General features: G+C 58.5%; 9 protein-coding genes. All 9 read left to right on the forward strand.

Features of this window, described 5'->3' with window-relative positions; translation table 11 throughout:
- Nucleotides 1–2 precede the first annotated feature (2 nt).
- The 9 genes from QEH54_RS02585 to QEH54_RS02625 all read left to right on the forward strand — a co-directional run bounded on the left by QEH54_RS02585 (nt 3) and on the right by QEH54_RS02625 (nt 12,238).
- Nucleotides 3–1,301: an efflux RND transporter periplasmic adaptor subunit gene (locus QEH54_RS02585; RefSeq protein ID WP_309017057.1), complete on the forward strand. Its 1,299-nt coding sequence runs from the start codon at nt 3–5 to the stop codon at nt 1,299–1,301.
- 35 nt (nt 1,302–1,336) lie between these two features.
- The gene (locus QEH54_RS02590; protein WP_309017058.1) at nt 1,337–4,510 is read left to right on the forward strand and encodes an efflux RND transporter permease subunit; all 3,174 of its coding nucleotides are present in this window, start codon (nt 1,337–1,339) and stop codon (nt 4,508–4,510) included.
- Nucleotides 4,511–4,720: 210 nt separating this feature from the next.
- Complete coding sequence (locus QEH54_RS02595) at nt 4,721–5,800, forward strand: LacI family DNA-binding transcriptional regulator (RefSeq protein WP_309017059.1); 1,080 nt, start codon at nt 4,721–4,723, stop codon at nt 5,798–5,800.
- 250 nt (nt 5,801–6,050) lie between these two features.
- Complete coding sequence (locus tag QEH54_RS02600; RefSeq protein WP_309017060.1) at nt 6,051–7,019, forward strand: MerR family transcriptional regulator; 969 nt, start codon at nt 6,051–6,053, stop codon at nt 7,017–7,019.
- Between the two features lie 55 nt (nt 7,020–7,074).
- Entirely contained in the window at nt 7,075–8,340 is a 1,266-nt protein-coding gene (locus QEH54_RS02605) for an FAD-dependent oxidoreductase (protein ID WP_309017061.1), read from the forward strand.
- Nucleotides 8,337–9,122 (forward strand): DUF1365 domain-containing protein, encoded by a 786-nt coding sequence (locus tag QEH54_RS02610; protein WP_309017062.1) that lies wholly within the window; start codon nt 8,337–8,339, stop codon nt 9,120–9,122. The genes QEH54_RS02605 and QEH54_RS02610 overlap by 4 nt, the downstream gene beginning before the upstream one ends.
- A gap of 13 nt (nt 9,123–9,135) precedes the next feature.
- The gene (locus QEH54_RS02615) at nt 9,136–10,416 is read left to right on the forward strand and encodes a cyclopropane-fatty-acyl-phospholipid synthase family protein (protein WP_309017063.1); all 1,281 of its coding nucleotides are present in this window, start codon (nt 9,136–9,138) and stop codon (nt 10,414–10,416) included.
- Nucleotides 10,413–11,210 (forward strand): DUF1295 domain-containing protein, encoded by a 798-nt coding sequence (locus QEH54_RS02620; RefSeq protein ID WP_309017064.1) that lies wholly within the window; start codon nt 10,413–10,415, stop codon nt 11,208–11,210. Before QEH54_RS02615 ends, QEH54_RS02620 begins: the two co-directional genes overlap by 4 nt.
- A 14-nt stretch (nt 11,211–11,224) precedes the next feature.
- Complete coding sequence (locus QEH54_RS02625) at nt 11,225–12,238, forward strand: cyclopropane-fatty-acyl-phospholipid synthase family protein (RefSeq protein WP_309017065.1); 1,014 nt, start codon at nt 11,225–11,227, stop codon at nt 12,236–12,238.
- Nucleotides 12,239–12,244: the final 6 nt, after the last annotated feature.

Raw genomic sequence — 12,244 nt, forward strand, 5'->3', positions numbered from 1 at the left:
CCATGGAACCGAATCAAGAACCATCACCACCACCCCACGCCAGTGAGGCCCCTCCTGAGACGGAGTCGGAGCAACGCCCACCGTTTTTCAAGTGGCTGGCCCTCTACGTCGCGCCGCCGATCCTCATCCTACTGCTTTTCCTCATGATCTTCGGCTACGTGGCTAAAACCTTTCAACCCGAGATCGCGGAAAAGGTCCAGCCTCGCGTCCTCCCCACGGTGAACGTGATTTCCGTGGAGCCAAGCTCGATAAGGGTGGAGGTCAGCAGTCAGGGCACCGTTTCCGCCCGCACCACGACCACGCTTGTATCCGAAGTGTCGGGACGCGTGGAAAGCATTTCACCCGCCCTCTTCGCCGGCGGATTCTTCCGAAAAGGCGAGCAGCTGGCCCGCATCGAAAACACCGATTACCTAGCTGGCCTCGCGGCCGCCGAAAGCCGACTCGCCGAAGCGAATCTTGTTTTTCAGCAGGAAAAAGCGCTCGCGGAGCAAGCCAAACAGGACTGGGAGGATATGGGAAATCTCGGCCAACCCGACCCGCTGGTACTGCGCCAACCGCAACTCGAACGCGCCCAAGCCGCTCTCGACGCCGCTCAGGCAGCGGTGGAAACCGCTCGTCGCGACCTCGATCGCACCATCATTCGGGCTCCCTACGACGGACGCGTGATGGAAAAACGCATCGACCTCGGCCAATTCCTGATCGCCCGCAGCAGCCCCATCGCCACCATCTACTCCGTAGACGTAGCCGAAATCCAACTACCGATCTCGCTCAACGACACTCGTTTTCTGCACCTACCAGAAAGCTACAGCGACGCCGAACAATCATACGAAAGCAAACCGACCGTTACCATCGAAGCGAGCTACGGCGGCCGCTCCTACCAATGGAATGGCGTCATCGATCGGGCGGAGGGAAACATCGATCCTCAGACGCGATTGCTCAACGTAGTGGCTCAGGTCGAAAGCCCGTATCAAAAGGATGGTGACACCCCCCCCTTGAAAGTGGGCACCTTCGTCACCGCTACCATCCACGGCAAGACTTTGCCCGAGGCTTTCGTCTTACCGAGAAAAGCCCTCCGCGAAAACGACACCGTCTACGTCGTCACCGATGAGAATCGCATCGAGATTCGTCCCGTCACCGTGTATCAGAAAAAGAGCGACATGGTGATCCTCTCGGAAGGCCTCACGGCCGGAGAACGCGTGTGTCTGACGCCGATGCAGTTCGTCGTCGACGACATGGAAGTGGAAATCGAAGGCGAATCAGCGAGCGACGCCGTCGATTCGAATACGGAAGCTACCAGCTAGCGGCCTGCGGCGAACATCAATACGAGAGAGAGAAAATGATTGCCTGGTTTACTCGCAACGGCGTCGCCGCCAACTTGACCATGCTGGTGCTGGTGGTCGCTGGCATCTGGTCGGCCTTCACCACCAAGGTCGAGCTCTTCCCTCAGTTTTCACTCGATATGGTCACCGTTCGGGTGCCCTTCCTGGGAGCTTCGCCGGAGGAGGTGGAAGAGCTGGTGGTGGTGCGCATCGAAGAGGCCCTGCAAGGGGTCAACGGCATCAAGGAAATCAATTCCGTGGCCTCGGAAGGATACGGATCGGTGACCGCGACGGTCGAAAAAGGATACGATGTCTCCAAACTCAAGGACGACATAAAAACCCGTGTGGACGCGATCCCGAGCTTCCCCGCGAACACCGAACGCCCCATCGTAGAGGAAATCCTGATACAAAAGGAAGTCATCCGCATCGCGGTCTACGGCGACGCCGACGAAGCGGACATCAAACACATCGCGAATCGGGTACGCGACGAGCTCACCCAAATGCCGGAAATAAGCCAGGTATCCGTCGAGGGAGTGCGGCCGTACGAAGTGTCCATCGAGGTGTCGGAAGACGCGTTGCGCAACTACAACCTGACCTTCAATCAAGTCGTGGCCGCGGTGCGCGCCAACTCTCTTGACTTGCCCGGTGGGACCATCAAGTCCGATGGCGGCGAAATCCTGCTTCGCACCAAGGAACAAGCGTATCGCGGGCCGGACTTCGAAAAGATCGTGCTGCTGACCAATCCCGCTGGGGGACAGGTCACGCTGGACGATGTGGCCACCATCAAGGACGGCTTCGCGGATACGGACATCAGAACCCTTTTCAACGGCAAGCCGGCGGCCACCGTTTTAGTGAAGGAAGTCGGTGACGAAAACCCGCTTAAGATTTCCGAACGGGTCTACGAATACGTGGAGGAGGCTCAGGCGGAGTGGGTTCCCGACGGCGTGCAATTGGAGGCGTGGAGCGATACGTCGTACTATTTGCAAGGCCGCATCGACATGCTGCTCGAGAATGGAAAAATCGGCTTCGTTCTAGTGCTGATCTCCCTGGCCATCTTTCTGCGTCCGAGTCTAGCCCTCTTCGTAGCTCTCGGCATCCCTGTCAGCTTTCTGGCCACGCTCGCCATCGCTCCGCTCATTGGCATCACGATCAATCTGCTGTCTCTGTTCGCCTTCATTCTCGTGCTGGGCATCGTGGTCGATGACGCCATCGTGGTCGGCGAAAGCGTCTTCACGGAATTCCAAAAGCGCGGCCCTGGCACGGAAGCCTCCATCATCGGCACCAAACGGGTGTCCACCCCCGTGACCTTCGCGGTGATCACTACTATGGTAGCGTTTGTACCCATTTTTCTACTACCAGGGATGATGGGGAAATTCATGGGCGTGATCCCATTCGTAGTGATACCGACATTGGCCTTTTCGCTGGTTCAGAGCAAACTGGTTCTACCCTACCATCTCACCCTTTGCCACGTGGGCGACAAGACGGGCCGGTCGAAACTCAATCTGTTTTCCCGATTTCAGCGCCGCATCTCCGATGGACTGGAACGCTTCATCGAAAACATCTACCAGCCCGTCCTTCGCGTCGCTCTGCGCTTCCGCTACTACACGGTCGTCGTATTCACCGTCTTCCTACTGATCGCTTTGGCCCTTCCCGTCACCGGCATCATCCGTTTCGTTTTCTTCCCTTCCGTACCGTCCGACTACGTCTTTGTCGGCCTCACCATGGTGGAAGGCACGCCAAGCTCGGAAACGCAAAAGGCTCTCGGCAAGATCGAAAGCGCCCTCGAGACGATTCGTCAGGAAGATATCGATGCAGGGAAGATCGATCCGGTGAAAAACAAAGGCGTCTTTCTCGGATTCGCGGGCGCCACTGGCGATCCCGGCGCGGCAGGCGGTTTCAGCACCGGAAGCAATCTCGGGCAGATCATCCTTGAACTTGCGAAAAGCGAGTTGCGCGATTCCAACGCCACCGAACTCGTGGAGCGCTGGCGGGCCATGGTGGGCGAACTGCCGGGCGCCAAGCGGCTCAATTTCAACGCCAGCGCCAGCGGTCCTGTGGGGCTGCCGGTGGACATTCGCCTGACAGGGCGCGACTTCACGCGCCTCAAGGCGGCCTCCCTGGAGATCCAGGACAGGCTCAAGGACGTGGATGGGCTTTTCGACGTGCACGATTCGTATCCGGAGGGCAAGCGCGAGCTCAAGATTCGCCTGAAAGACAACGCCAGAGCCCTCGGCCTGAACGCCGCGGACCTGGGAAGCCAGATTCGCAGCGCCTTCTACGGAGCGGAGGTGCAGCGCGTGCAGCGCGACAAGGAAGACGTCAAGGTGATGGTGCGCTACCCGAAGGAGCAGCGCGACACGCTCGAAGCCTTGGAGAGCATGCGCATCGTAGCCCCGAACGGAGCTCGCATCCCCATCCACGAAGTCGCCGAAATCGAAGTCGGGGCTGGCTACCCCTCCATCACCCGCATCGATCGAAATCGCGTGGTGAGCATCCAAGCCGACTCCAACAAGGCCGTCATTTCCACCGACGAAGTGCGCCAGATCGTTTACGAAGAAATCCTGCCCGAGGTCCTGCAAAGCTATCCGGACATCATTCCCGTGCTCGGCGGAGAGGCCAAGGACCTGGCGGAGGCTCGGCCGGTCATGCTGGGCGGAGCGGTCATGGTGCTGGTGCTCATCTATGCCCTGCTTGCCATCCCGTTCAAAAGCTACCTGCAGCCCATGATCGTCATTTCCGTCATACCCTTTGGCATCGCAGGCGCCATCTTCGGTCACCTTTACGGTCCACAAGGCCACGGATTTCAGGACCTGAGCATGCTGTCCTTCCTCGGCATCATCGCCATGGCGGGCGTAGTGGTGAACGATTCGCTCGTGTTGGTTGAACGCGTCAACAGCCTTCGCGAAGCGGGAAACAGTCTGCTCTCATCCGTCCGGATGGGCGGCATGCAGCGCTTTCGGGCAATCCTGCTCACCTCGGTGACCACATTCGTCGGCTTGATCCCCATCCTGCACGAAACCAGCCTGCAAGCCCAGTTCCTGATACCGATGGCCACGTCGCTGGCCTTCGGCGTGCTGTTCGCCACCCTGATCACCCTCTTCCTGGTGCCCTGCGCCTATCTGATCCTCGAAGACGCCAAGCGTATCCTCTCCGCCTGGTGGAGAGGTCTGAGAGGAGGTTTCGCAGGGTAACATCGCCTCCCGAGTGGCACGCGCCACTTCTTCCCCTGCCGAGCTCGCATTTCCGCTCGACCTGTGCTTATGTAAGAGAAGCGTTTGGCGCAGCACTCTTATGTGCAGTGTCGTATACGGAAGATCCCAAGTTGCCCGGTCCTGTCGTCGCTGCTCGACCACTGGCTTCCTACCCCAGCAAACCCTAAACTCAATTCGCTAGAAACCAGAATGAACAAGCCTCGAGTTCTCATGAAGGATGTCGCCAAGGAGGCAGGCGTCCACCAGACCACCGTATCGCTCGCCCTCCGCAACCACCCGAGCTTGCCCAAGTCCACCCGCGAGCGCATCCAGAAGCTAGCCAACGAGATGGGCTATCGGCCCGATCCCGCTCTCTCCGCTCTGGTAGCCTACCGGCAAGCGACCAAGAATCAGCCTAGCGAGCAGGTGATCGCTTGGATCATCAACGTGAAGGACCCGCGTCGGGTGTCCGAGCAGCACGTGCACCGGCAGCTCATGGAAGGAGCCACCAAGCGGGCCCAGGAGCTCGGGTACAAGCTGGACGTCTTCTGGTACGGGAAGGAGTACAAGGACAGCAAATCCCTCAACCGAGTCCTCAAGGCCCGCGGCATACAAGGCGTCATCTTCGGGGCGTTCGATCACCACGACGACGAGCCGTTCGAGCTGGAATGGGACCTGTTTTCCGTGGTCAAGATCAACCCGCTGCCCCGCTTGCTCTCCTTCGACTGCATCCTTTGCAACCAGATCGACGCCGTGCGCAAGGCCCTTTCCGAAGCGAGCCGCCTCGGCTTGAAGCGCATCGGACTGGCGGTTTCCGAATTCGAGGAGATCAACAAGCACTTCACCTTCGCTGCCGGGTTCTACACTCACCGGCGCCTCACCGACCAGCAGAACTGGATCGAGCCACACTATTTCAAACACGGTCCAGACTACGCGGAAGACGTCATCCCCGACGCCATCGAATGGGCCAAGGCAAACAAGCTGGAAGTCGTCATGAGCAACTGGAACAACATGGATATCGTAGCCAAGGCGGTGACCGAGAGCGGCTGGGACTGCCGGTTCATTCCGCTCGACGCCGACGACCGCACCAAAATCTACGGAGGCATCAACCAGGATCACCGCGAATCCGGACGACGCGCCGTCGACATGGCGGTTGGTCACATCAAGACCTTCCGCCGCGGCCCGGAAAGCAGCCCCTCCACTACGCTCATCACTCCCAAGCTCATCCCGCTGCCAGACACCAACCCCATCGCCGCCGAACTCGGCAAGGAGCAGCTGGCCGAAACCTGACAGAGCCTCGTCTACCAGCAGCGGTTGCCCGTATGCACAGCCGACGCGGCGTCCCTGGAAACGCAGCGTCGGTTTTTTTTCGAAAGCTGAACAACCACCGCACGTTGTTCAAACCCACTCCAAAGCCATTCTGAACAAGCAACATAGACGAAACGACCGCTCAATGAAGCAATTCATGAGGGTTGTTAATAATTCATATGTTGTTCGTTTATACTTGAAACGCAGCTTAAGGGCACTACAAGTTGTTCTTATGTCATTCAATTCCGATTCAGCAACTGGTTTCAAGATCGGCACCGCCGCCAAGATGGCAGGGATTTCCCCCAACACCATTCGCACTTGGATGCGTCGCGACTATTTCAGCACCTCGATCGAAACCTCCTCTGGCGAACACCTCCTCAGCAGCGAGGACATGAAGCGCCTGAAAACGCTGAAGTCCCTCGTGGACCTTGGCGACACCATCGGGCGCATCGCTCGCCTCAACGACGAGGCCCTGGAGGCGCGTTTGGAGGAGCTTCGCAGCAACAGCTCCCCCGACTACTCCAACGACGTGCCCTCGCTGGCGGACCTGCACGCCGCCTTCGTTCGGTCCCCGCAGAGCACGCGACTGAACATCGCTAGCTCCTTCTTCTGGAACACCTCCGAGTTACACGCGGTGGAGGATCTTGAGGAGCACTGTAGGGAAAAGAAGGATACAGCGATCGCCTTGGTCGACTACCAGAACGGCAATCCGCTGGAAACCCAGCAGATCGTGGCCTTCGCCTTCAAGCACCCTGAAGTGCCGGTAGTGGTCATCTTCGACTTCATGCAGCGCTCCTCGCTCAAGGAGCTCTCCAACGCCGGCGTCCATCTGCTTCGCTGGCCCATCAACACCATCATGCTGGAGCGCTACCTTTACGGCCTGCTGCCCATGCTGGGCAAGCGCCCGTCCCCTGACGCCTCGCTGGCGTCCCCTCCAGACAAGTTGCTGACGGAGTCGCAGCTGACTCGGCTCTCCGAGTCCGATCCGACTCTGGAGTGCGAATGTCCTCGCCACGTCAGCTCCATCGTCTCCAGCCTCAGCGCCTTCGAGGAATACAGCAAGAACTGCGTCATCACCTCGCCTCAGGACAAGGCACTGCACGATTTCCTTCATCGGGAAACGGCTCGCGCTCGCCACATCATGGAACTGGCGCTCATCCGGGTTTGCCGTGAAGACGGCATCGAAATTCCGCCTGCCTAAGACCACAACCACCATCCAGAGCCAATAGGGACTCGCAACATACAGGGAGAGGAAAATGAAGCTTGCCGTCATCGGGACAGGCATAGCGGGCATGGCCTGCGCCTATTTTCTCAGAGATCGCTTCGACGAAGTGGTCGTGTACGAGAAAAACGACTACGTCGGAGGACACACGAATACCGTGTATGTCGACGAGGAAGGCCGCAAGGTGCCCATCGACACGGGGTTCATGGTCTACAACGACCGGACCTACCCAAACCTCATCCAATTCTTCGATCGCCTTGGCATCGTGCCTAAGAACACTTCCATGTCTTTCAGCGTGAACCATCGGGATGAGGCGTTCGAAGCGAGCTTCAGCGATCTGAAAACCTTCTTCCCCAGCCTGGGCTCGTTCGCGAACCCTTCGCGCTACCGTCTCCTCGCGGGATTGAAGCGACTCTTCGAACGCGCCCACGCCTTCATCGACCAGAATCCTTCTCACACCGTCAGTCTAAAGCAGTTCGTGCGTGAACAGCGGATACCGACGATCGTGACCGAAAAGTTCCTCCTGCCCATGACGGCCGCCATCTGGTCCACCCCACACCTTCGCATGCTGGACTACCCAGCGGCCACGCTCTTTCGCTTCCTTTCCAATCATGGGATGCTGGGCTTCGGCGACCAGTTTCAGTGGAAGACGCTCGTAGGAGGCAGCCAGCAGTACAAATCGAAGATCCTGCAAGCCATCGGAGATCGCATCACCACCTCGAATGGAGCCGTGCAAGTCACGCAAAACGAGAAATCCGTAGACATCCTCGATAGCCGCGGCGAGCGAAAGACTTTCGACAAAGCCATCCTCGCTTCCCACGCCGACGAAAGTCTCGCCCTGCTGAAGAACCCGAGCGAGCTGCAGAGCAATCTGCTAAGCCGCTTCCACTACAACCGAAATCCAGTCAGCCTGCACACCGATCCGACGGTGATGCCGCGCATGCGACGAGCCTGGGCGTCGTGGAACTATCGATACGAAAGAATGGAGGGCGAACTCGTCGGATCGACGCACTACTGGATGAACAACCTGCAGGGCGTGAGCAATCGAAACAACTACTTCGTCAGCGTCGACTACAAGGGAGCGCTGGACGAATCGAAGGTGCTCTGGCGCAAGACCTACCACCACCCGCGATTCGACGAGCAGGCCATCGCCGCTCAGCGAGACCTGCCACAGCTCAACGAGAACGGACCGCTGTACTTCTGCGGCAGCTACTTCAAATACGGTTTCCACGAGGACGCGTTCACCTCCGCTCTCCACGTCTCGCAAAAACTCAACCACGGAAAGGACCCGCTGCCATGAATTCCTGCCTGTATCGCTGCCGTCTGATGCACAATCGCATCCGCCCCAAGCGACACCGCTTCACCTACCCGTGCTTCATCTTTTCCATCGATCTCGACGAGCTCGATACGCTTAACCGTTCTCTCTCACTGTTCAGCAACGAAGGGCGAAACGTGTATTCGCTTCGCCATACGGATCACCTGCAGTTCGGCGCCGACAGCATAAAGGAGAACCTCGTTCGCTACTTGAGAGAGAACGGAAAAGCGGAGCCCGTCGGCCAAGTACGCCTGATAACCAACCTACGAACCTTTGGCCACGTCTTCAATCCGGTTTCGTTCTACTTCGTATCCACCCCGTCAGGACAACCGCTCTGCTCCGTGGCCGAGGTGGCGAACACCTTCAACGAACAAAAGCTCTACCTGCTGGATCGAAGCGAAAACAAGCGCTATCGCCAAAGTCAGGCCAAACATTTCTACGTATCGCCCTACTCCGAACTGGATACAGACTTCCACTTCGACCTCAACGTGCCCAGCGAACGCCTCCGACTGATCATCACCGAAAGCGACCAAGCCGGCATCTTTTTCAGCAGCATGCTGCATGGCGAGAAACGAGAGCTCAGCGACGGCAGCTTAGCCGCCAACACCCTGCGCTTCCCCTTCATCACCCTCAAAATCATCGCCGCCATCCACTGGCAGGCCGCCCGTCTCTACCTGAAACGCGTGCCTCACTTCGCAAAGAAATCGCGCCCAGACCTGCAAACGGACACGCGCCCCTATCTCAACCCATCAAAACGATCCGCGTAACAACACCATGAACGTGAAAAGCCTTATACTCGACTTCCTCGAAAACACTCACTACGGCGAGGTGCAGATCGCCTTGCCGGACGGCGAGCAGCGCCTCGTCGGCGAGCCAAACGGCTCTCCTCCGGTTGAGCTGCGGATTCTCGACGAGACCTTTTTCCAGAGGGTGGCCTTCAAAGGCGATATCGGACTGGGCGAAAGCTACATCGAAGGCGAGTGGGAAGCGAGCGATCCAGCGGAGCTCATCGCGTGGTTCATCCGAAACAAGGACTCTCTGATGAGCAAACGCTTCCAGTGGGCGATGCCGATCGTATCGAAGCTCTTCGCCTTCCAGGAGAGGTTTCTGCATCGCAAAAACGCTAACACCCGCAGCGGAAGCCGCCGAAACATCGAGGCCCACTACGATCTGGGAAACGATTTCTACGAGCTCTTTCTCGACGAGACCATGACCTACTCGTCCGCCTACTTCGCCGAGGAGTCCATGACGCTCGCCGATGGGCAGCGCGAGAAGTACGACCGCATCTGCCGCAAGCTCAACCTCTCCCCTACCGACCGCGTACTGGAAATCGGCTGCGGATGGGGTGGATTCGCATGCTACGCAGCGAAACGCTACGGCTGCTACGTCACCGGCATCACCCTCTCGCCCAGCCAGTTCGACTACGCTGAGGCAAGGGTCAGACAGGAAGGTCTGCAGGACCGCGTCGAGATACAGCAGATCGACTACCGCGATGTGACTGGCAGCTTCGACAAAGTGGCGTCCATCGAAATGATCGAGGCAGTCGGGCACGAGCACCTACCAACCTACTTGAAGGCCATCGACTCTCTGCTGACGCCGGACGGACTGGCCTGTATCCAGATCATAATGTCAGCCGACCATCGCTACGACGCCTATTGCCGCGAATCTGACTTCATCCGCAAACACATCTTTCCCGGATCCCACCTACCTTCGATCGGCTCGCTTTTCGAAGCCAAGGAAGACGCCGATCTCAACGCCTACCATCTCGAGACATTCGGACTGCATTACGCGGAAACGCTCAGGCGATGGAAGCGGCGCTTCGAAGCGAACTGGCCAAAGATCGCCAACCTCGGATTCACGGAACGGTTTCGCCGAAAATGGCGCCTCTACTTCGACTACTGCACCGCCGGTTTCGAGGAACGCCACATCAATCTGGCCCAAGTCGTCCTAGGTCGCATGAATTGCCAGAGCTACTCCTACGAGCTCGCCGAACAGGAGGAGCGGAGGTCCGGTCCGAGCGCCTTCACCGAGCAAACGACCTTAAACGCCGCCAACGCATGAATCCCTTCATCGCAGCCTTTCTCACGCTCCTGGCGCTGATGCTGGCTTTCGCCGCCACCTGGCTGGTCGCCGTTCGCATCGGCAAATGGGCTATCGTCGATCCGATCTGGAGCTTCAGCGTCGGATTCAACGCAGTCGTATTCGCATTGTTCCTACAAGGAGCGTTTTCCCTTTCCACCGGGATCATCTGCGCCGTAGCCCTGCTCTACTCGATTCGTCTGGGCGGTCATCTGCTCAAGCGGACTCTCGCTCATGACGAAGACGATCCGCGCTACGTAGAATTCGCTCGGGAATGGGGAGAGAAGGCGAAGCCACGCATGCTGCTCTTCTATCAGTTTCAGGCCCTCGGCAGCTTCGCTCTGTGCTTGCCGCTGTTCGTGGCCATCGCCGCGCCGACCTCGGTAGTCAGCGTCTGGACCCTGCTAGGACTGGCCTGGTGCCTGCTATCCATCGCTGGCGAAGCCCTCTCGGACTGGCAGCTCGCGAGCTTCAAGAAGCGAAACAACGACCCGAAGAAGGTCTGCCGCAAAGGGCTTTGGCGCTACTCCCGCCACCCGAACTACTTTTTCCAATGGGCCTTTTGGCTCGGTTTGATTCCGCTCAGCGTCAATTCGCCGCTTTGGTGGATTTCGCTGATCAGCCCCGCCCTGATGCTCCACTTTTTGCTCAACGTCACTGGCATTCCGCCCACCGAGAAGCGGTCTTTGGAAAGCAAAGGCGACGCCTATCGAGACTACCAGAAGGAAACGAGCGCCTTTTTCCCCCTTCCGCCTAAACGCAACCAAACCGCCTAACACGTCATTTTACCATGAATACAATTGCCCTCGCAGAAAACGGCGTACTGCCGACCTGGCTCGTACGCTTCGGAATCCGATCGCTCGTACGGAAGCGCTTGCGCGACGAATCGGAATCCTATCAGGAAAAGAAGAGCCGCCTGATCAACCAGCTTCGCGACAGCGTCATCGCCATCGAGACCGATGCCGCCAACGAGCAGCACTACGAAGTACCTGCCGACTTCTACAAGATCGCCCTCGGCGATCGACTCAAGTACAGCTGCTGCTACTGGCCCGCTGAGGTAGAGAACCTCGACCAGGCCGAGCTCGCGTCTCTGAAACAGATCGCGGAGCGGGCCCAGCTCGAGGATGGACAGCGCCTTCTCGAACTCGGCTGCGGCTGGGGTTCGTTCACACTCTGGGCCGCCGAGACCTTCCCCAACTCGGAAATCGTCGGCGTATCCAACTCGAAAGGACAGAAGGCCCATATCGAAGGTGAAGCCCGACTTCGCGGCCTGACCAACATCCGGATCATCACCGCGGATATGAACCATTTTCAAACCGACGAGCGCTTCGATCGCATCGTCTCCGTGGAGATGTTCGAACACATGCGCAACTATCCGCAGCTCTTCTCCCGCATCCACGACTGGTTGGACGATGACGGGAAGCTCTTCGTGCATGTGTTCTCGCACCGGCAGGTCGCCTACTTCTTCGAGGACCAGGACGACGACGACTGGATGGCTCGCCATTTCTTCACCGGCGGCATCATGCCTTCGCACGACCTGCTGCCGCAAGTCTGCGCTCCCTTCGCCCTCGAGAACTCCTGGCAGCTCGACGGGACCCACTACCAAAAGACTGCGGACGCGTGGCTGGAGAACATGGACCGGAACACGAAGGCGATTCGAGCGGTCATGAGCTCGACCTACGGAGCTGGCGACGCAGACGTCTGGCGTCAGCGCTGGCGCATGTTTATGATGGCATGCTCCGAGCTATTTGGATTCAAAGATGGAAAGGAGTGGGGCGTGTCGCACTACCTTTTCAAGAAATAGCCATTC

Source organism: Pelagicoccus sp. SDUM812003 (genome assembly GCF_031127815.1).
In the GTDB taxonomy this organism is placed as follows: domain Bacteria; phylum Verrucomicrobiota; class Verrucomicrobiia; order Opitutales; family Opitutaceae; genus Pelagicoccus.